The organism is Williamsia soli (assembly GCF_017377795.1).
Lineage (GTDB): Bacteria > Actinomycetota > Actinomycetes > Mycobacteriales > Mycobacteriaceae > Williamsia > Williamsia soli.
Genome location: NZ_JAFRDR010000003.1, coordinates 177,096 through 197,793, shown reverse-complemented (window position 1 = coordinate 197,793; position 20,698 = coordinate 177,096). Strand labels below are relative to the sequence as shown.

The 20,698-nt window shown below is 64.8% G+C and carries 24 protein-coding genes and 1 other RNA gene; 14 read left to right on the top strand and 11 right to left on the bottom strand.

The window, feature by feature from the left end; translation table 11 throughout:
- Positions 1–32: 32 nt before the first annotated feature.
- From J3S28_RS09500 to J3S28_RS09485, 4 genes are all read right to left on the bottom strand, one after another.
- A complete protein-coding gene (locus J3S28_RS09500; protein ID WP_207839954.1) occupies positions 33–305 on the bottom strand; it encodes a DUF4235 domain-containing protein in 273 nt (90 codons plus the stop codon).
- Positions 302–580, bottom strand: a complete 279-nt coding sequence (locus J3S28_RS09495; RefSeq protein WP_207839952.1) for a DUF3618 domain-containing protein — start codon at positions 578–580, stop codon at positions 302–304. The genes J3S28_RS09500 and J3S28_RS09495 overlap by 4 nt, the downstream gene beginning before the upstream one ends.
- Entirely contained in the window at positions 580–975 is a 396-nt protein-coding gene (locus J3S28_RS09490; RefSeq protein WP_207839950.1) for a phage holin family protein, read from the bottom strand. Before J3S28_RS09490 ends, J3S28_RS09495 begins: the two co-directional genes overlap by 1 nt.
- An 87-nt stretch (positions 976–1,062) precedes the next feature.
- Complete coding sequence (locus tag J3S28_RS09485) at positions 1,063–2,280, bottom strand: TerD family protein (RefSeq protein WP_207839948.1); 1,218 nt, start codon at positions 2,278–2,280, stop codon at positions 1,063–1,065.
- A 224-nt stretch (positions 2,281–2,504) separates the two neighbouring features.
- Here J3S28_RS09485 and J3S28_RS09480 point away from each other — a divergent pair, with 224 nt between their 5' ends.
- From J3S28_RS09480 to J3S28_RS09470, 3 genes are all read left to right on the top strand, one after another.
- Positions 2,505–3,737, top strand: a complete 1,233-nt coding sequence (locus J3S28_RS09480) for an ammonium transporter (RefSeq protein ID WP_207839946.1) — start codon at positions 2,505–2,507, stop codon at positions 3,735–3,737.
- 63 nt (positions 3,738–3,800) lie between these two features.
- Entirely contained in the window at positions 3,801–4,286 is a 486-nt protein-coding gene (locus tag J3S28_RS09475; RefSeq protein WP_207839944.1) for a DUF5709 domain-containing protein, read from the top strand.
- Positions 4,270–5,442, top strand: a complete 1,173-nt coding sequence (locus J3S28_RS09470; protein ID WP_207840762.1) for a CaiB/BaiF CoA transferase family protein — start codon at positions 4,270–4,272, stop codon at positions 5,440–5,442. Before J3S28_RS09475 ends, J3S28_RS09470 begins: the two co-directional genes overlap by 17 nt.
- Before the next feature lie 48 nt (positions 5,443–5,490).
- Here the strand turns inward: J3S28_RS09470 and J3S28_RS09465 are convergent, their stop codons facing one another.
- The 5 genes from J3S28_RS09465 to J3S28_RS09445 form a co-directional block, all read right to left on the bottom strand.
- The gene (locus J3S28_RS09465) at positions 5,491–6,600 is read right to left on the bottom strand and encodes a glycosyltransferase (protein ID WP_207839942.1); all 1,110 of its coding nucleotides are present in this window, start codon (positions 6,598–6,600) and stop codon (positions 5,491–5,493) included.
- A gap of 9 nt (positions 6,601–6,609) precedes the next feature.
- Complete coding sequence (locus J3S28_RS09460) at positions 6,610–7,197, bottom strand: TetR/AcrR family transcriptional regulator (RefSeq protein WP_207839941.1); 588 nt, start codon at positions 7,195–7,197, stop codon at positions 6,610–6,612.
- Positions 7,198–7,313: 116 nt separating this feature from the next.
- On the bottom strand, positions 7,314–7,646 hold the full coding sequence (locus tag J3S28_RS09455) for a transglycosylase family protein (RefSeq protein ID WP_207839939.1): 333 nt from the start codon (positions 7,644–7,646) through the stop codon (positions 7,314–7,316).
- 408 nt (positions 7,647–8,054) lie between these two features.
- Positions 8,055–9,278, bottom strand: coding sequence for an acyl-CoA dehydrogenase family protein (locus J3S28_RS09450; protein ID WP_207839937.1), 1,224 nt, complete (start codon positions 9,276–9,278; stop codon positions 8,055–8,057).
- Between the two features lie 47 nt (positions 9,279–9,325).
- Positions 9,326–10,693, bottom strand: coding sequence for an acyl-CoA dehydrogenase family protein (locus J3S28_RS09445; protein WP_207839935.1), 1,368 nt, complete (start codon positions 10,691–10,693; stop codon positions 9,326–9,328).
- 284 nt (positions 10,694–10,977) lie between these two features.
- On the opposite strand from J3S28_RS09445, the gene J3S28_RS09440 reads away from it, so the two are divergent.
- Complete coding sequence (locus tag J3S28_RS09440) at positions 10,978–11,397, top strand: NINE protein (RefSeq protein WP_207839933.1); 420 nt, start codon at positions 10,978–10,980, stop codon at positions 11,395–11,397.
- The gene (locus tag J3S28_RS09435) at positions 11,394–11,840 is read left to right on the top strand and encodes a DUF2752 domain-containing protein (protein ID WP_207839931.1); all 447 of its coding nucleotides are present in this window, start codon (positions 11,394–11,396) and stop codon (positions 11,838–11,840) included. The genes J3S28_RS09440 and J3S28_RS09435 overlap by 4 nt, the downstream gene beginning before the upstream one ends.
- A 175-nt stretch (positions 11,841–12,015) precedes the next feature.
- On the opposite strand, the gene J3S28_RS09430 is transcribed toward J3S28_RS09435, so the two are convergent.
- Together J3S28_RS09430 and hisN are read right to left on the bottom strand one after the other, a co-directional pair.
- Entirely contained in the window at positions 12,016–12,678 is a 663-nt protein-coding gene (locus tag J3S28_RS09430) for an MBL fold metallo-hydrolase (RefSeq protein ID WP_207839928.1), read from the bottom strand.
- Positions 12,679–12,694: 16 nt separating this feature from the next.
- Positions 12,695–13,480, bottom strand: a complete 786-nt coding sequence (gene hisN / locus J3S28_RS09425; protein WP_207839926.1) for a histidinol-phosphatase — start codon at positions 13,478–13,480, stop codon at positions 12,695–12,697.
- A gap of 78 nt (positions 13,481–13,558) precedes the next feature.
- Here hisN and J3S28_RS09420 point away from each other — a divergent pair, with 78 nt between their 5' ends.
- From J3S28_RS09420 to ssrA, 9 genes are all read left to right on the top strand, one after another.
- On the top strand, positions 13,559–13,966 hold the full coding sequence (locus J3S28_RS09420; protein WP_207839924.1) for a hypothetical protein: 408 nt from the start codon (positions 13,559–13,561) through the stop codon (positions 13,964–13,966).
- A 37-nt stretch (positions 13,967–14,003) separates the two neighbouring features.
- Complete coding sequence (gene prfB / locus J3S28_RS09415; RefSeq protein WP_084896209.1) at positions 14,004–15,116, top strand: peptide chain release factor 2; 1,113 nt, start codon at positions 14,004–14,006, stop codon at positions 15,114–15,116.
- A 103-nt stretch (positions 15,117–15,219) separates the two neighbouring features.
- Positions 15,220–16,161: a mechanosensitive ion channel family protein gene (locus J3S28_RS09410; protein ID WP_504970635.1), complete on the top strand. Its 942-nt coding sequence runs from the start codon at positions 15,220–15,222 to the stop codon at positions 16,159–16,161.
- A complete protein-coding gene (locus J3S28_RS09405; RefSeq protein ID WP_237341350.1) occupies positions 16,158–16,604 on the top strand; it encodes an Rv3103c transmembrane domain-containing protein in 447 nt (148 codons plus the stop codon). The genes J3S28_RS09410 and J3S28_RS09405 overlap by 4 nt, the downstream gene beginning before the upstream one ends.
- 54 nt (positions 16,605–16,658) lie before the next feature.
- On the top strand, positions 16,659–17,348 hold the full coding sequence (gene ftsE / locus J3S28_RS09400; RefSeq protein ID WP_207839920.1) for a cell division ATP-binding protein FtsE: 690 nt from the start codon (positions 16,659–16,661) through the stop codon (positions 17,346–17,348).
- 63 nt (positions 17,349–17,411) lie between these two features.
- Positions 17,412–18,317, top strand: a complete 906-nt coding sequence (gene ftsX, locus J3S28_RS09395) for a permease-like cell division protein FtsX (protein WP_207839918.1) — start codon at positions 17,412–17,414, stop codon at positions 18,315–18,317.
- Positions 18,318–18,400: 83 nt separating this feature from the next.
- Positions 18,401–18,874, top strand: a complete 474-nt coding sequence (gene smpB, locus J3S28_RS09390) for an SsrA-binding protein SmpB (protein ID WP_207839916.1) — start codon at positions 18,401–18,403, stop codon at positions 18,872–18,874.
- 100 nt (positions 18,875–18,974) lie between these two features.
- Positions 18,975–19,946 carry an alpha/beta hydrolase gene (locus J3S28_RS09385; protein ID WP_307796998.1) on the top strand — a complete coding sequence of 324 codons (972 nt, stop codon included), beginning with the start codon at positions 18,975–18,977 and terminating at the stop codon, positions 19,944–19,946.
- A gap of 276 nt (positions 19,947–20,222) precedes the next feature.
- Positions 20,223–20,590: a transfer-messenger RNA gene (gene ssrA, locus J3S28_RS09380) on the top strand.
- Positions 20,591–20,698 lie beyond the last annotated feature (108 nt).

Genomic DNA, 20,698 nt, shown 5'->3' with positions numbered 1-20,698 from the left:
CGGGTTTTCTTTTCGTAGCGGGGCACTACATCTCAGGTCGGGTCCTCATGGGTGACCGCCTTGTACCCGCGCGCGGCTGCGCGGTCGATGGCGGCGCGGACCAGACCGACGATCAATCCCTGGATGGCAGCCGCCGCGAACACCTCGGTGTTGGAGCGGCTGAGATCGCTCGGCCGCGGCGCTTTCGCGTCGTTGTCGCCGACGCGTTTCCAAATCTGGCCGAAGACCGCAGTGGCGGCGAGGCCGCCGACCACTCCGCTGGCGATCGACAGGGGCTTGTACATGGTCTTCGAGACGGTGGTCATATCTTTCCTTTCGAACGGCGACGACGACGCAGGAGCACGATCGCGATGATGGCGATGACGCCGGCCGCGCCGAAGGCGGCCAGGGGCTGCTGATTCTCTTTGGCCTTCACCTGCGCGGTGTGCGCGGTGTCGGCGGCGGCCGACTTCACCCGGGTGGGTACATCGAGCTTCTGGGCGAGCGCTTCGACGGTCTCGGCCAGCTCGGCGCGCTGTTGCTCCACAGGCGGCGGGGGAGTCTGATCGTCCGCCGAGCCGGTAGGTGTGGGTTCGGTCATCACAGTGCCTCTCGGACGGTTGCTACGTCGGTCTGGACGCTACGGACGGTGGCTTGCGGTGCCGGCGGGACGGCGCTCTTCGCACGGGCCGCCCCGATCGCTGCGACCGCGCCGCCGACGACCAACAGCACTGCGGCGACGATGAGAGCCGCGAGCCACCCGGACACAGCAGTTGCCAGACCCAGCACGGCGGCGGCGACAAGGGTGCCGAGCCCGAAGAGCAGCAGGAGCGCACCGGCCCCCGAGATTCCGATACCCACTCCGAGGCGTGTTCCCTTTGACTTCACCTCGTCGAGGGCATTGCTCACCTCGGTCTTGACGAGCGTAGAAGTCTGCTCCGACAACCGCTCGATCAGTTGCACGGTCGACAGATCGGTCGGTGGCGTGTCGCTCACGATTCCTCCTCTGGTCTCACGATCTCCAGGCGGGATACCCACGTCACCAACTGGACAAACGGTGGGTCAGAGCGCAGATCCGTGAGATCAGAGGGCCGCTGCAGCAGGCTTTTTCATCTTTCGCACGGTCTTGCCGTCGGCGTACTGGCCCAGGGCGGTCATCACCCACCCCGAGGGTTCGCGGACCATCTTGCACATCAGCACACCCGTGCTCGGGTTCGAGTCGGACAGTTCGAATCGAACCATCTCTTCTCTGGTGCCCGCATCGACCAGCCGGCAGAACGCGCGCTGCACGTCGGTGAACTTCTGCCCGGAGAACGAGTTGACCGTGAACACCAGGCCGACGACTTCTCTGGGCAGTCGGCCGAGATCGACGGTGATGATCTCGTCGTCACCCTCACCGGCCCCGGTCAGGTTGTCACCCGAATGAGCCACGGCACCATCGAGTGTGGACAGTTTGAGGAACCAGCAGGTGGCCACGACCTTGCGTGCGGCGTCGAAGGCGATACAGGACGCATCGAGGTCGATGCGCGCCCGGCCGGGCGCGGGATCCCAGCCCAGACCCATCTGCACCTTGTGCTGCAGCGGCTTGCCGAACTTGGTCAGGAGCACCGATTGCTGCTTGCGGAGCACCACCCGGCCCTTGTCCAGGTTGGGTCGGTAGTCGGCCGCCGGTGCCGGTGGGCCGGCGTGTGCGGTCGGGGGTGGCTGGGTCGGGGTATGTGTGGGCGGCGTGCCAGCGGTTGCAGGCGACGGCACAACAGTTGGTGGCACGACAGGTGACGGGGCTGCCGGTTCGTCGTCGACCGTGATGCCGAAATCGGTTGCGATCCCGGCCAACCCGTTGGCATATCCCTGTCCGACCGCCCGAACCTTCCAGTCGGAACCCCGCCGGTAGACCTCGAAGACGACCAGTGCGGTTTCGGCGGAGAGGTTGACCGGGGTGAAGGCGACCTGGCGGTCGCCGGACGCGATGTCGATGAGTTCGGCCACCGGGTTCACCCCGGTGAAGGTGGTCGTCGGCGGATCGAGACTGGCGGTGATCACGACCTTGTCGATCGACGTCGGGAGAGACGCCGGGGCGATGACGACTGCGTCCGGTGAGGACGCGGTGCCGGGGACGTGTCGCACCCCGGGGCCGATGGGCGCGTTGAAGAAGATGAGGTCGGCGTCCGAGCGCACCTTGCCGGCGGCAGTGATCAGGAGCGCCGAGACATCGAGACGTCGACCGGATGCGCTGACCTCGATCCGGAACTCCGGCGAGGTGAGCGGGGTGTTGGCGCCGGCCGTCATGGAGATGCTCATCTGGGTCCGCTCCGGGGTGGTGTGGTGTCCACCGGTTGTCCGGTGACCTCGGTGTCGAAGCTACCGACACGACTGAAACCCCGGGGCTGCTCGCTCAATTCGGTATCGATCCGAAATCGGGCGAGTCGGACATCGAAGGACTCCGCGATCGCCGGCGCGCTCGACTACCGCTACTGTCCTGATTCATCTCGTAACTCCACCTGCCAAGACATGGGAGGGCTGCTGTGCCCGAAATCGATGGTGCCGCGACCGCGCTGGTCCTGATAGCGACCGCCATGGTGCTGCTGATGACTCCGGCGCTCGCACTGTTCTACGGCGGCATGGTCAGGAGTTTCAGCGTCCTGAACATGATGATGATGAGTTTCATCGCGATCCCACTCGTGGCACTGGCCTGGCTGCTCGCCGGCTACAGCCTCGCCTTCTCCGACGATGCGGGCTTCGGTCTCATCGGGGGAGTTCACTCGTTCGGGCTCGCGGGTATCGGGCCGGAGTCGGTACAGGGATCGATCCCGACGCTGTTGTTCGTGACGTTCCAGTTGACGTTCGCCGTCATCACGGCGGCGTTGATCAGCGGGGCCATTGCGGACCGGGCGAAGTTCGTCGCCTGGATCGTCTTCGTGCCCGTGTGGACTCTGCTCGTCTATGCGCCTGTCGCGCACTGGGTGTGGGGCCCCGGTGGTTGGATCTCAGAACTGGGCGCGCTCGACTACGCAGGCGGCCTCGTGGTGGAGGTGACCTCGGGTGCTTCCGCCTTGGCGCTGGCCCTGGTGCTCGGACCGCGGCTCGGTTTCAAACACGATCCGATGCGCCCGCACAATCTGCCGTTCGTGTTGCTCGGTGCGGGCCTGCTCTGGTTCGGCTGGTTCGGGTTCAACGCGGGGTCGGCCCTCGCGGCCGACGGGATGGCCGCGGCCGTCTTGCTCAACACCCTGATCGCGGGCAGCGTGGGCATGGTCGGGTGGTTGATCGTCGAGAACAGCCGGGACGGTCATCCGACGAGTTTCGGTGCGGCCTCGGGCATCGTCGCAGGGCTGGTGGCGATCACGCCCTCGTGCGGCTCTGTCAGCCCGTTGGGCGCGGCGGTCGTCGGATTGGCGGCCGGCGTCGTCTGCGCCTATGTGGTGCTGTGGAAGTTCAAATTCGGTTACGACGACTCTCTCGACGTGGTGGGGGTGCACTTCACCGGTGGTGTCGTCGGGACGGCTCTGATCGGCCTCCTGGCCACCGGGATGATGACCGGTGATGCCGACGGGCTGTTCTACGGCGGTGGATTGCTCCTGCTCGGCAAACAACTGGTGGCGATCCTCGCGGTTGCGGCGTACACGTTCGCCATGTCGTTCGGCATCGGCAAGGTCATCCATTGGACGATCGGCTTCCGGGTGTCCGCGAAGGACGAACGCGAGGGTGTGGACTTCTCGGAGCATGCCGAGACCGCCTATGCGGAGCTGGAGCGCTAGCCACCCGCACCTCTGGGTGGTGGCGGGGTGGTGGCCGTACCCGCGCGATGGCATCGTGAAGTGATGACGACCAATCCAGAGAGCACACCGGAAGGTTCGACCGGGGAGTACAGCCTCGACGAGGACGACCAGTTGCAACCGGAGGACACGCTCGACGACCGTGGTGTCGACGACATCCTGGACGAGGGCTATTCGCCGCCCGAGCAGCCGGACGGAATCAACCGCTACGGCACGACGGCCGATGAGCAGAGCCGAGGCGAGAGCCTGGCTCAGCATCTCGCCGAAGAAGAACCAGATCCGACGGCGCTGGCGTACCAGCCCGACGCCCCGGATCCGGAATGGCGTTCCGACGAGGCGGACAGCGATCCCGAGTTCCCGGAGGGCGAGCAGGTGGGTGGTCGCCGATCGGGTCGGCTGATCGCGCCGGACGAAGGGGTGTCCGTGCATGACATCCAGGAGCGGCTGGCGACCGATGCGGGAATCGACGGCGGCGCTGCGTCGGCGGAGGAAGCCGCGGTGCACGTCATCGATGATGACGACGAGTTCTGACCCGCGCCCACCGCTCGACGGGTTGGTCGTCGCCGATTTCAGTCGGGTGCTTGCAGGCCCGATGGCGACGATGACCCTGGCCGATCTCGGAGCCACCGTGATCAAGGTGGAGCGGCCGGGCAGCGGGGATGACACCCGGTCGTGGGGTCCACCGTGGACGCCCGCGGGATCGTCGTATTTCGAGAGTGTCAACAGGTCCAAACGTAGTGTCTGTCTCGACTTTTCGAATGAAGACGACCTCGAGGCGGCACGGGAGCTGGCTCGTCGGGCCGATGTCTTGATCCACAACTTCTTGCCGGGGCCTCTCGAGAGGTCCGGACTCGATTATCAGTCGGTCAGCAACGTCAATCCGGGCATCGTATATTGCGCGATCAGCGGCTTCGGGTCTGCCGCAGGCGCGGCACTGCCGGGGTACGACTTCGTGGTGCAGGCGATGGGTGGCCTCATGAGCATCACCGGTGAGGCCGAGGGTGATCCGATGAAAGTCGGTGTGGCACTGGTCGACGTCTTGACCGGTAAAGATGCGACCGTTGCTGTTCTGGCTGCGCTCGCCGCCCGGCATCGCGACGGTGTCGGGCAGCACATCGAGGTGAGTTTGATGTCGTCACTGTTGGGAGCATTGGCAAATCAGTCGTCATCGTATCTGGCGACCGGGCAGGCCCCAGGCCGAATGGGTAATCACCATCCGTCGGTCGCGCCGTACGAGCCTGTTCAGTGCCACGATGCGCTACTCGTCGTGGCCTGCGGCAACGATCGTCAATTTGCTTCTCTGGCCGAGGTTGTCGGTGAGCCCGGGTTGGCCTCGGATGAGCGGTTCGCGACCAATCGGTCACGCGTGGAGAATCGCGTGGCGTTGACGAAGATCCTGGAAGGGCATCTGATTCGCGACACCGCGGTGGTGTGGGAATCGCGGATGCGCAACGCCGGCGTCCCGGCAGGCCGGGTCGCCGATATCGGTGAGGCGCTGCAGACCGCAACCGATCTCGGGCTGGCGCCGGTCGCGGAAATGCCTGCCGGGTACACCGATCAGGTGGCACACCCGGTCAGATATTCGCGCAGCCCTCTACGCCCCTTCGGGCCGCCTCCTGGGCTGGGTGAGCACACGGACTCCGTACGGCACTGGCTGTCCGGCGACGCCGCCGCGCCGCCGCCATGACCGGGCCGGTGTCGACAACGTGGGCCCGGACCCCGGGCGGGTTCGACCTCACCTGATCCGGTCCAGGATGGCGTCCGCCGCGCGTGCCGTTCCACGCCCGTCGGCGAGCCGTTCTGCGATCACCCCAGCGGCCGCGGCGTAGGACTTGTCTTCGAGTACCTGGGCCAACGTGGTGGAGATCTTGTCAGGCGAGGCATTTTTTGGCAACACCACGCCGGCGCCGGAGGTGGCGACGGCCTTGCCGACCATCGGCTGATCGAGCAGTGGATGCATCGGAATGATGAGCATCGGTAGGCCGTGCGCCAAGGCCTGAACAGTGGTGGAGTGACCGCCGTGTCCCACGACCGCCGAGCACTTCGGCAGTACGTCGCGATGTGGGATGAATTGGTGCACTTGGGCATTCGGTGGCGGCTTCAGTGACGCGGGGTCGACCGCGGGACCGGTCGTCAGCACGAGGCGGATGGGCATCTCGGCCGCGGCGTCCAGAATGTTCTGCAGGGTCTGTTGTTGGCCGGGGAAGTCGGTGGTGCTCAGACTGGCCAGGACCAGCGGAAGTTCTTGTCTCACATGAGGACGCGCCGCGGGATCGGCGGGACCCGACCACACGAGTTGCTGATCCGCGGATCGTCGTCCGGCGGGGTCCAGTGTCCGGTCGGAGACCACCAGGCGGAGATCGGTTGCGTTCCAGGTCGTGCGGACACCGAGGCCACGTACCCGGGAGACCACGCCGACCGCACGGCGAAAAGATCCGTCGAGATAGGCGTAGAAGGTGTGAAAGAGCGCAACGACCGGGACGTCGCGGCCTGCCAGTGCCGAGATGACGGGCAACAGCATGCAGTCCACGACGACAACGTCCTTCCCGGCCGCGGCCGACACCGCGTCGTCGACGAGTGCGTCGGTGGTGAACATCTTCAGATAGCCGACGACGGCTGAGAGCATGCCGCGGTGCTGCGCAGAGGACCAGGGTGGCGGGTCCGTGTACGCGACGAACGACAACCCGGCCGCCTCGACCTTCGCGCGCTGCTGCTGGTGGCCGAGCACGGTCACCTCATGGCCGCGTGACGAGATCTCCCGCCCCAGGGTGATCACGGGAGGGAAGTTGCCGCCGGCGTCAAAGGTCACGAACAACACTCGGGCGCGCCGTGGTCCGGTGGGCACTTGACGACTCTAAGCGCTCGTCAAGAGCGCGGAGATCATTCGGTCGACGCGTTTTTGCGCCTGCGCCCGCGTCAGGCCGCGATCGCGACAGAGCACCTTCCAGGTGTACACGTCGGTCGCCACCAGCAGCATGTCGATGAGCTCGTTTCGGGTTCGCGTCGCAATGCCGGCCAACTGTGGCGCGAAGACAGAGGTGACCCACTCGCGATGCGCCTCGCGCTCGCCGCTGGTGAGCGACTGCGCCCGCCGATCCCAGCCCTCCTGGCCGAGGAGCATGATGATGACGTCGCCGCGGGCCTCGAAGTGGTCGAACAGGGCGTCGAGGGCGGCGCGTACATTACCGGGCGTGGTGACCGCCTGAGAGTTCAGCTGTTCGCCCACGAACGCGGTTGCTGCGTCGAGCAGTCCGTCGCGGTTACCGAACTGGCGTAGGACGGTTTGCACGCTGACCCCGGCGCGAGCGGCGACTTCGGGGAGCACTATCGTCGAAAACGGTTTCTCACCCGCCAGCGCGACGGTGGCCTGAAGCGCGCGCTGCCGGGTCAGTTCGGCGGACTCGGCACGCGAGCGCATGACGTAATTGCGCGTCGTCTTCATACCAGCACACGCTAGCGGCCTCGCAATTTCGTGTCAACGAGCACTACCGTCAAATGTGCTCGAGACACAACATCGCCCGGACCGCTGTGCGCGGCCCGGGCGAAGAAGATGTGGTGTCAGCTGTAGAGATTCTGACCGCAGACCGGCCAGGCCCCTATGCCCTGCGTTGCCAAGACGTTCTCGGCGACACGAATCTGCTCTTCACGGCTGGCGTCGGAGGCGCTGCCCACTCCGCCGTTCGCCTCCCAGGTGGACTGGGTGAACTGGAGGCCACCGTAGTAGCCGTTGCCGGTGTTGATGGACCAGTCGCCGCCGCTCTCGCATTGGGCGACTGCGTCCCAGTTGTGGGCGCCTTCCGCGGACGCGGTTGCCGCGAAGGCCCCCATCGGAGCCAGGGTCAGTGCTCCGGCGATCGCAGTTCGAGCGGCAAGTTTGCGCATGCTTGTCATGTTTCCTCCTCGCGCCGCACGACCCAGAGATATTGCAGGGTGTGCGGGTTGGTGGTTCTTCAGACATCTTCTCGGACCGTGCTCACGGCACGTCGATGACGCTACGTACAGCCCGGCCAAAGGTCACGTCGCCTTTGGCAGCAAACAAATTCAACCCGTGGCGGGGACGGCGCGCGTCGGTGCTGGTAGGCGGACAGATCTCGCGCTCGACGGGGAGTGTCACCGGCGCTCAGATGTGACTCGGAACACCACGATTTTGTGAAGTGTGCCATCGATCCTGGCGCAGGAAGATTCGCAGTCCGCGACTTCCACCGATGTGGTTCAACGCAATTGGAGACGCAAAGAGCCCCGTCCGTACCCCTCGATACGGCGGGGCTCTTCACCTGTGAGAGACGAAAAGCGTTCAGCTCACTTGAGTTCAGCGCTGCTCTTGCCGAGAACGCGACGGGCGATGATCAGATTCTGGATCTGCTGGGTGCCCTCGAAGATGTCGAGGATCTTCGAATCACGGGCCCATTTCTCCAGTAGCAGGTGCTCGGAGTATCCCAGGGTGCCTGCGAGTTCCACAGTCTTGGTGGTGACGTCGGTGACCGTACGGCCAGCCTTCGCCTTGGACATGGAGGCTTCCTTGGAGTTCGGCTCCTTGTTGTCGGCCATCCACGCGGCCCTCAGTGAATGCAGGTAGGCGGCTTCGAAGTCCGATTCCATCCGGATGAACTCGGCGGCAGCAGCATGCTGGTTGTTCGCCGGCCTGTCGTAGTCGATCTCGACGCCTGCGTCTTCGAGCAGTCGGCGCAACTCCTCGAGTGCTGCCCGCGTGACACCCACCGCCATGCCGGCCACCATCGGGCGGGTGTTGTCGAAGGTCTGCATGACCCCGCCGAAACCCTTCTTGGTGTCGACTTCTGGTGAGCCGAGCAGGTTTTCGGCGGGAACCCGGCAATTCTCGAAACGAATGGCAGCGGTGTCCGAGGCCTTGATGCCGAGTTTGTGTTCGAGACGTTCGATGGTGACGCCGGGGTGCTCGCGGGGAACCACAAAGCTCTTGATCGCGGCGCGACCGGCGCTCTTGTCCACCGACGCCCAGACGACTATGTGATCAGCGCGCGAACCGGCAGTCACATAGATCTTCTCGCCGTTGATGATGTAGTCGTCCCCGTCCCGCGTGGCAGTGGTCGACACTGCGGCGGAGTCGGACCCGAAGGAGGGTTCGGTGATTGCCATTGCGGCCCACACCTTGCCGAACTTCTCGAGTTGCTCCTCAGACGCCACCGCGGCGATGGCGGCGTTCCCCAGACCCTGGTATGGAATCGACAGCATCAGTCCGACGTCACCCCACGAGGTCTCCATCGTGTTCAGAACCGACTGCATGTTGCCGCCGTTGACGACGGCTCCTGCGGGGAGTTCCTTCTTCTCTTGCTTCTGCCCACGGCCACCATCGGCGCCCGCGCCGGCGGCGCCGGCTTCGTTCAAGCCGTCGTACAGGCTGGCGAGGGTATCGAGTTCGACGGGGTAAGCGTGTTCCGCGAGATCGTATTTACGCGAGATCGGGCGGAAGATCTGGGCCGCGGCCTGGTGGGCCTGGTCTACCGTCACATTCAGCTTCTTGGGAAGCTCGAGATTGATTGCCATGACAGAGTCTTTCGTGAAGTGTTGTGAGACAGGAGTGTTCAGGTCAGCTACAGGACGACGATGCCCTCGCCGATCGCGGCGCCGCGCAGATCGCGGAACCAGCGCTCGACGGGATGCTCTTTCGTGAAACCGTGTCCACCGAGCAATTGCACTCCGTCAGAACCGATCTGCATACCCTTGTCGGCCGTGAGCTTGCGGGCCAGGGCCGCTTCGCGGGCGAAGGACAGGCCCTGCTCGGCACGGGCAGCACCGCGCAAGGTGACCAATCGAATCGAGTCGAGTTCGGTGGCCATGTTGGCCACCATGAATGCGACGGCCTGGCGGTTGGAGATGGGTTCGCCGAACGCCACCCGCTCGTTGACGTAAGGGATGACGTAGTCGAGCACCGCGTGGGCGGTGCCGACAGCAAGCGATGACCAACCGAGGCGGGCGAGCCGCACCACGTCACGGTAGGAGGAGAAAGCCGCGTCGCCTTCCTGTTCGCCCAGTAGTGCGTTCGACGGCACCGTGACGTCGGTGAGGAGAAGGCGTCCCATACCTGCTGCGCGTACGCCCATACCGGGATCGGCTTCGACGACGAGGCCCTTGGTGCTCGACTCCACGATGAAGAGGGCGGGGCGCCCGTCCAGCTGGGCGCCGATGATGAACAGTTCGGACGACCCGGCGGCGGGCACGAAGGACTTGACGCCGTTGAGCCGGTAACCGCTGGGCACTCGGGTTGCCTTGGTCTGCAACGTCATCGCGTCGAACAGTGCTCGTGGCTCGGCGATGACGACGGCCGACTGCGGGACGCTCTCGCCCGCGTAGTCGGGCAGGTAGGTCTTCTGCTGGGCGTCGCTGCCGAACTGGGTCAGCGTCGTCGCCACACCGCTCGGTGCGAGCAGGGGCAGAGCCAGTCCCATGTCCCCGTAGGCCATCGCCTCGGCGACCAGCGAGTTGGTGACCACGCCACGCTCGGTGGCGGCGCCCTCGAACTCCTCGGGGACGTTGATCATGGTGATCCCCAGTTCCGCGCTGCGGGTGAGGATTTCGGCAGGTGCAGCTGCAGCCGCATCGGCATCGTGAGCCGCGGGCCGCAGGATCTCGGTTGCGAACTCGCGAACCGTGTCCGCGATCATCTTCTGTTCGTCGTCCGGGAACAGGTTGAAGTAGTTCTTGGGGGTGGCGGTCAGGCGCTTGGCCTTGCCGCCGCCCTGGGCCGATGCGAAGGCGCGGTTCGCGGCGCCGATCGTCTTGAAGCCGGTCTTGGTGCCCTCGTAGGCGATGCGATTCAGAGGTTCGCGGAGCTTGTACTTGTCGGCGAACTCCGATCCGGTGACCGTGGTCAACACCCGCATGGCGGTACCGATCGCGCTGCGTCGGTGCGGGTTCTTGCCAACTGCGGATGTGTCGCGGGGCTCGGTATGAGTACTCATTCTCACCAGCTTGTCTCGTGCGTTCTGCGGCCAGTTCCAGGTGCCCGGCGGTGCCGGGCATGCCGATCTTACTCGGCGGTAAGAACGATCTTACTCACGAGTAAGGTCCTTTGTCATCCACCGGCACGAGGAGCGTCGGGGAGTTGGGTGCAATCAGCAACTCAATAGCAAGACAAATCATCTATCGCCGCAGCTCAGAGGGCATGGCTCGGCAGGTCATTCAATTGATCAGAATTTCTGTCAGGAGGCGCCGATCGGTGCGCCGGTGCCATATTCTCCTCTGCATGACACAACCTCCTCCCGGGTATCCGGCCCAGCCTCCTGCGCCGCAGGGTGGCCCACACAACGACACCTTCTTCGTTTCACTGCTCGGCCAAGAACAGGGGCCCATGGGCTACCAGGATCTGGCCGGACTGGTCCGGTCCGGCCAGGTGAAGCCCGAGACCCAGGTACGCACCCAGGCGAGTAACTGGTTCCCCGTCTCGCAGGTCCCCGGCCTGTTCTCGGACAAGGAGTGGCTCACCGCGCTGCTCATCTCGGTGTTCGTCGGTGGTCTCGGTATCGACCGGTTCTACCTCGGCTATACCGGGCTCGGTATCGCCAAGCTCCTGACCTGCGGCGGACTCGGTATCTGGACCCTGATCGATATCGTGTTGATTGCGATGCGCAAGCTCCCCGACTCGAATGGTGTTCCTCTGAAGTGACCTCCCCGTCGACTTTGCCGAACCGGCGGCAATCCGAGAACTCGATTCGGATTGCCGCCGGTTTCGGCGTCGGCGCAATCGTCACGGCCTTCGCGGTCACCCCGGCCCTGAGCACCTCGGGTCCTACTTTGTGCCCGATGCGGTTGATCACCGGCCTGCCGTGTCCGGGGTGTGGCCTCACGCGCAGTTGGACTGCTGCCGCCCACGGAGATGTCGCCGATGCGTTCTCCTACAACATCTTCGGACCGGTCAGTCTGCTCGCAACGATCATGTTCGTTGTGGCGGTCGGGATACTTCTGGTCCGCGGCCGCCCGGCTGCGACCATCACCCCGGTGCTGCGGCACCCGATCGTCATCGCGGTCGTCGTTGTCTGGGTGCTCTACGGCATCGCCAGAGTTGTCGATCAACTCGTCGGCGGAGGGGTCTTTCCGGACATCGCCTGACGCTGCTCCACCCGAATTCGCGCCGCCCACCGGTAGTTGTAGGTGGGCGGCGCAAATTCGGGTGGGGGAGGGGATGGCAGATCGGTCGCAATTCACCCACCCGTTTTCGGTGCGGCCACCGGTAGTTGTCGGTGGGCGACGCAAATTCGGGTGGGGGAAGGACGAGCGAGGAGCGCTAGGTGACCTCGAGGGCGTCTTGATCCGGCAGGACCAGGAACTCGGTCGCCTCATCGCTCATCTCCGAGAAACGTCCGTAGTGCATCTTCAGTCCCGCCTCCACCAACAGGGCATTGTGGATCGGGAAACTCAGGCGCGGTTTCACCGCGCGTAGGTAGTCGATCGACTCGCTGATCTTCATCCACGGGGCCATCGTCGGCATCGCGAGCACGTCGACCTTTTCCTCCGGCACGAACAGCGAGTCACCGGGATGCATCAGTTGCGCCGGGTTGCTCTCGTCTCCGAGGAGATAGGCGACGTTGTCGATGGTCGGGATGTCCGGATGGATCACGGCGTGCGTGCCGCCGGTGATCCGGGTGTTGATCGCACCGATGGTGAACTCATCGCCCGGCGCAGCGGCGGTCCACTTCCCTGCGACGTCGTCGTCGTTGAGCTGACGCGTTGTCTGCGGGTCGGCGTAGAGAACCGCGTCGGGATTGCCTGCCACGAGATCCGGCAGGGCCGCGACGTCCACGTGGTCGGGGTGCTGGTGGGTGATGAGAATTGCGTCGAGTCCTGTGACGCCGGTGAATCCGTGTGAGAAGTTACCTGGATCGAAAAGGACTCTGGTGCCGTTCAATTCGACGAGGATGCAGGAATGTCCGAAGTGTGTGATCTGCATGGTCCCCAGTATGGACTCAGTCGGGGCGCAGCGCCGCGAGAACGGTCTCGTGCAGGATCCCGTTGGTGGCCACAGCGCTTCCGCGGTGGGGTCCAGCGCTCCCGTCGAGCCCGGTGAACGTGCCGCCCGCTTCCCGGACGAGGATGTCGAGTGGTGCCAGATCCCAGAGCGATACCTCGGGTTCGGCCGCGATGTCCACTGCACCTTCGGCGACGAGGCAGTAGTTGTAGAAGTCGCCGTAGCCCCGCACCCGCCAGACCTCATCGGTGAGGTCGATGAACTGGTTTCGGACGCCGCGGTCGCGCCAACCGGACAGGCTCGAGAAAGCCAGACTCGCCGAGGACACCTCCGTCACCTGTGAGACCCGGATCGGACGCACAGAGCCGTCAGGTTCCTGGGCGAACGCACCTTCACCCGCCGAGGCCCACCAGCGCCGGCCCAGTGCGGGGGCGCTGACGAAGCCGGTCTGCGGCACCCCGTCGATCAGCAGGGCGATGAGCGTTGCCCAGACCGGGACCCCGCGGACGAAATTCTTCGTGCCGTCGATGGGGTCGATCACCCACTGGCGTCCCGCCAATGCGACATCGCCGCCGAACTCTTCGCCGAGGACGTCATCGTCCGGGCATTCCTGGGCGATCAATTCGCGGATACGGGTCTCGACGGCCAGGTCGGCGTCCGAGACGGGGGTGAGGTCGGGTTTGGAATCGACCACCAGATCCAGGGCGCCGAAACGGGCGGTGGTGATGGCGTCTGCGGCATCGGCCAATGCCAGCGCGATCTGCAGGTCGCGGGGTTCGGTCATGAAAAGCCACGCTACTTGGCTTCGGAGCGGTGTAGTCGCGCCGCATCTTCGACCCGGATGTCCGGTTAGCCTGGACACATGTTCGAGATCGTTCTCATCCTGATGTTCGCCGCGCTGCTCGCGGCGGTGCTGATCCAGTGGCGCCGTGCCCGCTCGGGCGAAGCTACTGGTGGCAGGCCCGGCGACCCGCGCTTTTCCAACCGGGTGCCGGGCACACTGACCCTCACCGGTGTGTCGGATCAGCCCGTCGAAGGCGACAAGAACCATCAGGTCTTCTGCACGGTCTCGGGAACGATCATCGGCCCCGACACCGCACCCACCGCCGTTTACGGGCGTTTCGTGGTGCCGTTGTCGATGAGCTGGCCCTCGATCGGCGACGAGATCCCGGTGACCTACAAGCCGGGTAAGGCAGAGACCAGCTGGGAGCTCGCCGGACCCATCGGCCACGATCCCGGCCAGGCCGGACCCAACCTGCGTAAGGACTGATAGGTATGGCGCTGCCGGACCGGTACCCTGAGTGATCGTGCATCCAGACGCCTCAGCAGACATCGACGCCCTCGATTCGACCCTCACCACCGTGGAGAAGGTCCTCGACCTCGAGGAGCTTCGGCGACGGATCGATGAGCTCGAACATCAGGCCGCCGATCCCGAGTTGTGGAACAACCAGGAACACGCCCAGCAGGTGACGAGCGAGCTGTCGCACGCGCAGACCGAACTGCGCCGGGTCGCGGAGTTGCGCCAGCGCCTCGAGGACCTTCCGCTGCTGTACGAGCTGGCCGAGTCCGAGGAAGGGGCCTCCCGCACAGAGGCCATGGCCGACGCCGACGCCGAACGTGTCTCCCTGCGCACCGACATCGAGGCGATGGAGGTCAAGACCATGCTCGCCGGTGAATACGATCACCGCGACGCCCTGGTCAACATCCGGTCGGGCGCCGGCGGAGTGGACGCCGCGGACTGGGCCGAGATGTTGATGCGTATGTACATCCGCTGGGCGGAGAAGCACGACTACAAGGTCGAGGTCTACGACACGTCGTACGCCGAAGAAGCGGGTCTGAAGTCCGCGACGTTCGCGGTCAAGGGGCCGTATATGTACGGCACCCTCTCGATCGAGATGGGCACTCATCGTCTCGTCCGGATCAGTCCGTTCGACAACCAGGGCCGCCGCCAGACGTCGTTCGCCGAGGTCGAGGTACTGCCTGTGGTGGAAACCACAGATCACATCGACATCGCGGAAACCGAACTGCGCGTTGACGTTTACCGCTCGTCCGGTCCCGGCGGCCAGTCCGTGAACACCACGGACTCCGCTGTGCGGCTCACCCATATTCCGACCGGTATCGTGGTGACCTGTCAGAACGAAAAGAGCCAGCTGCAGAACAAGGCCGCAGCGATGCGGGTTCTGCAGGCCAAGTTGCTCGAGCGCAAACGAAAAGAAGAACGCGCGGAGATGGACGCCCTCAAAGGCGATGGCGGATCCAGCTGGGGCAACCAGATGCGTTCATACGTGCTGCACCCCTACCAAATGGTCAAAGACCTGCGGACAGAGTTCGAGGTCAACAACCCCACAGCGGTCCTCGACGGCGACATCGACGGATTCATCGAATCCGGAATCCGTTGGAGGATGGCGCAGACGGCCTAGGCCCTGTCGGGCCACAGCACGACTGCCGGCCCTGATTTTTCCACCGCAGCGGAGTTCGACCTGACCAGTAGGTCCGCAGCACCACACCGGAGGAGCAAATCGCTTGTTTCATGATGTAGTCGCGTTCGTGACGTCGGCCCCTTCGGGGCCCGCCGGCTCGGACCGCTTGATCCGATGGCTCTCACTGCAGGGCCTCACGATCCTGCTGTGGGTCGTCGGAGCCTTGCTGGCCACCCGCTTCGTCCAGTGGATGGTCGGCCGAATCACCACCAAGATCGATTCGAAGTTCACCGAATCCGATGCACTCGTGCGGTCGGAGGCGATCAAACACCGGCACTCCGTTGCCCAGGTCATCGCCTGGGTGACCATCGCGATCGTCTACATCATCGCGGGATTCAGCATCGTGCGCGAGCTGGGTGTCCCGATCACCGGGTTCGTCGCACCCGCGACCGTGCTCGGCGCGGCCCTCGGATTCGGTGCCCAGCGCATCGTCCAGGATCTGCTGTCAGGCTTTTTCATCATCACCGAGAAGCAGTACGGGTTCGGTGACGTGGTGTCACTGGCGATCACCGGTGCGGCGGAACCCGCCGAGGGCACCGTCGAGGACGTGACGCTGCGCATCACCAAATTGCGCTCGGCAGACGGCGAGATGATCACCATCCCGAACGGCCAGATCGTCAAGGCCATCAACCTGTCGAAGGACTGGGCCCGCTCTGTGGTCGACATCCCGCTGCCGATCGGCGCCGACATGGCCCGGGTCAACGAGTTGATCGCCCAGATCGGCCACCAGGCCTTCACCGACTCCCGCACCCGCAACCTGCTGCTCGACGAACCGACAGCGATGGGTGTCACCGACATCGAGGTCGACACCATGACCGTGCGGATCGTGGCGCGGACGCTGCCGGGCAAACAGTTCGAGGTCAGCCGCGACCTGCGCGCCAGAATCGTCAGAGCCTTCGGCCGGGCGGGAATCGCGCTCGCGCCGGGAACGGCCATCGAGACCGACTCCGTCGCGCCTGCGGCAGCAGAGGAGGGAAGCCGATGAGCGCGCAGATCGGAAAAGATCCAGAGTCAACGCCTGCTGTCGAGGCGCCGGACGCCGAGCCGAAGAAGACCTTGTGGGAGCGGATCCCGAGGCACATCTTCCATGGCCGGGTACGGACGACCACCGCGGCGCTGGTGGTCTTGTTCATCGCTGCGCTGTTCCTCTACGGCCAGCGGTCGGATCACTACGCCAACCTCGACCAAGAGAACCGGCAGAATCAGATCTCGCGGGTGCAGGCACCACGAACGACCCCACCGGAGCCGGTCCAGGAAGAACCCACCGAGACGACCACGCCGTCGACGACGACCACCCCGACCACCACGGCCCCGCCGACCGGCGAAGAGTCGTCCAGCTCGAGTTCGGAGGTGCCGACGACCACGACCACCACGCCGGGCGGCGGGTTCCGGCTCCCTGAGCTGCCGACGATCAGCATTGCGCCCTGACCGGGCGGCAAGTCTGAGGGGCACGGCAAGTATTCGTGGCTACACTGGGCGACCGTGATCAGCGTCAACAATGTGACGATGCAGTACAAGGCATCGACCCGGCCCGCACTGCGGGATCTGTCTCTCGACGTCGACAAAGGCGATTTCGCATTCCTCATCGGGCCCTCTGGTTCGGGCAAGTCAACTTTCTTCCGGTTGCTGTTGAAAGAGGACAAGCCGACCTCCGGTGACGTTTACGTGGGCGACTTCCACGTCAACAAGCTGCCGAGCCGAAAGGTCCCCAAGCTGCGGCAGTCGATCGGGTGCGTCTTTCAGGATTTCCGGCTGCTCCAGCAGAAGTCGGTGGCCGAGAACGTGGCGTTCGCCCTCGAGGTGATCGGTAAACCGCGCAACACGGTGACCAAGGTGGTGCCCGAGGTCCTGGACTACGTGGGACTGTCGGGCAAGGCGGACCGGATGCCGTACGAACTCTCCGGCGGCGAGATGCAGCGCGTGGCCATCGCCAGGGCGATCGCCAACCGGCCGCTGCTCCTGCTGGCCGACGAGCCCACCGGAAACCTCGACCCCGACACCAGTCGGGAGATCGTCGAGGTCCTCGACCGGGTGAACCGTCGGGGCACCACCGTCGTGATGGCCACCCACGATCGCCAGATCGTCGACTCGATGCGCCGGCGAGTCCTCGAGTTCAGCAACGGTCGTCTGACCCGCGACGACGCCCACGGCGTCTACGGTCTCGGCGGCTGAGCTCGGCCGAGCCCACCATTCCACTTCTTCTGTAGTCCCGACCGGGAGGACACCCGAACTCCGATGCGCGCGAGCTTCATACTGAGCGAAGTCCTGAACGGACTGCGCCGCAACGTCACCATGACGGTGGCGATGATCATCACCACAGCCATCACCCTCGGCATGTTCGGCGCCGGCCTGCTGGTGGTGCAAATGGCCGACAAGACCCAGGACATCTTCCTCGATCGCGTGGAGATGCAGATCTTCATCTCCGATTCGGTGACCGACGCCGACCCCGACTGCAAGTCGGCACCCTGCGCCACGCTCCGGACAGACATCGAGGGGACCACCGGGGTCGAGTCCGTGCAGTACATCGACCGCGCTCAGGCGTACCGCGACGCCACGACCAAGACGTTCGCCAACAATCCCGACATCGCGGCACTGGTCAGGGAAGACACCCTGCCGGCCTCGTTCAAGGTGCGGATGTCCGACCCGGATCAGTTCGGCGTGGTCCTCGACCAATTCCGGACCGCAGACGGAGTCGACAGTGTGCTGGATCAGCGCGAACTGGTGAAGCGGATCTTCAGCGTGCTCGACGGCGCTCGCAACGCGGCGTTCGCGATCGCGCTCGTGCTGGTGTTCGCCGCGATTCTGTTGATAGCGAACACCGTCCAGGTCGCCGCGTACACCCGACGGACCGAGGTGGGGATCATGCGCCTGGTGGGCGCCACCCGGTGGTACACCCAGCTGCCCTTCCTGCTCGAGGCGGTGATTGCGACCGTGGTCGGATCGGTGTTGGCCATTGCGGGACTATTCGGAGCCAAGGCGTTGTTCTTCGACCGTGCCCTGCAGGATCTGTACGGCGTCAACATCCTGGCGAAGATCGGCGTCTCTGACGTGCTGTTCGTGTCCCCGTGGCTGATCATCATCGGTGTGGGGCTGTCGAGCGTCACCGCGTACGCGACGCTCCGGTTCTACGTCCGCGAATAATCGAGGCGACGTCGTGGGCCCGGTCTGTGTAGTGTTGCGGGGCCATCAGAGACGCATAATCCGGCGAGAGTAGGTGAGAATCGATGAAGGAAAAGGGCCGTAAGGCGATTGCGACAAACCGCAAGGCGCGGCACAACTATGCCATCCTCGACACCTACGAGGCCGGCGTCGCGCTGGTCGGGACCGAGGTCAAGAGCTTGCGGGACGGCAAGGCCTCGCTGGTCGACGCGTTTGCGACCGTCGACAACGGGGAGATCTGGCTGCGCGGATTGCACATCCCCGAGTACGGCAACGGGTCGTGGACCAACCACGCACCGCGCCGCAACCGAAAGCTGTTGCTCCACCGCAAGGAGATCGACGGCCTGATCGGCAAGATCCGCGACGGCAACCTCACGCTTGTGCCGTTGTCGATGTACTTCAACGACGGCAAGGTGAAGGTCGAACTGGCACTCGCCCGAGGCAAGCAGGACCACGACAAGCGCCACGACCTGGCCAAGCGCGATGCTGAGCGGGAAGTGACCCGGGAACTCGGTCGCCGCGTCAAAGGCATGCGCTGAGTCCTCGCCGGTATCGGTGGGGTCAGGGTTCGATATCAGGCCGGTGACGGCCGGGTGAGTCGGTTGGGCGCACGAGCCACACTCGACTGCACTGGCCCGGGTGGACATTCGGGGCGGTATTTCACGGGGACTGACAGCGTGTGTCGGAGCTGTCGCAGTGGTGGTCGCGTTGTGTCAGGGGGTGGGCCCCGCGGCGTCGGCGCCGGTGGTGACCGGCAGCAAGCAGGTCACCGATCGATTGTCGATCATCTACGTGTATTCACCGTCGATGAACCGTGTGATCGGAAATCAGGTGCTACGCCCGGCGGGGAACTCCGCCGGGGCGCCGACGTTCTACCTCCTCAACGGCAAAGGGGGTGGGACCGACGGTGACAGCTGGGTGAACTACACGAATTACGAGAGCTTCTTCGCAGGCAAACGCGTCAACGTCGTCTCGCCACTCGGGGGTCGATACAGCTGGTACGCCGACTGGCGCGGTCCCGATCTCGTCACCGGGATCAACAAGTGGCAGACCTATCTGACCCGGGAACTGCCCACCGCGCTGGCGCCGGAACTGAAGTCCAGCGGCGCCAATGCGATCGCCGGATTGTCGATGAGTGGAGGGCCGGCACTCGACCTGGCCGGGCAGGCCCCGGACGTGTACCGGGCTGTCGCGTCGTACAGCGGATGTCCTGCCATCAGCAGTCCACTCGGGACAGCAGCGGTCTCGGCAACCGTGGCGTCTGGCGGCGCCAATCCGCTGGCGATGTACGGGCCACCCGGTGATCCGGCCTGGGCCTGGCACGACGCGACCCTGCACCCGCACCGGCTGCGCGGAAAAGCGATATACATTTCCGCTGCCACCGGACTCCCGCGTGCGGCGCCGGGCTCCGCAGCGGTCCCACTGTTCTTCGGACCCGCCCAGGTCGAGGTGATCACGCGGCAGTGCACCGATCAGATGGCGGGCGGACTGCGGTCGGCCGGGATCGGACACACGTACAAGGTGTTCCCGACGGGAGCGCACACCTGGGGTTCGTTCGAACAGCAGATGCGGGATAGCTGGCGTGTCATCGGCCCGGCGATAGGCGCCTGAACCTGCGGCAGTTCGCGGATGCTGACCGTGCCCTTTCGGTCGCCGACCGTGCCTTTGTTGACGTCGACCGTGCCCTTGTCGTCGAGGTTCATAGATCTGAGGGCCCAGCGATGTGGAGACAGGCCCGCTCGGCGACCGGAAAGGCCCGCTCGACGACTGGAAAGGCCCGCTCGGCGAGGAGCTGATCGGAGAGGCGGAAGGTAAATCGGAATGACTTGTCGCCGACTCTTGTTACAATTGATTGTCCCGTCGTGAACAACGGCGGGGTGCTACCAAGGGGCTGAACGGTTTCGACTGCGTGCGTCTAGGTAGGGGAAGCGTGTCGGTGCAGGCTAGAGACCACCGTAAGCGTCATAGCAAACAATTAAGCGCCGACAAAAATCAGCGCGACTACGCCCTCGCTGCCTAAGCGACGGCTGGTCTGTCGGCCCGGGTGAGCTCTCGCCCCGGGTACCGGCATCATTCAGAGAGCTAACCGTTGCGGGCGGTCGCGGACCGCAATGGGACATCAAACAGCGACTGGGATCGTCATCTCAGCTTGTTCGTGTGACTGAGAGATCCGAGTAGAGACTTAGCGAACTGCACACGGAGAAGCCCTACTGACACGGCGAAGGACCCGGGTTCGATTCCCGGCAGCTCCACCGTTCGAAGCAGGCCAGAGCCACCGGCTCTGGCCTGCTTCTCTGTCTGGACCCTCGGTCGTGGAATACCGGCGGCCCGGCGTCTTGTTGAAATTCTTTGGGGATTGACGA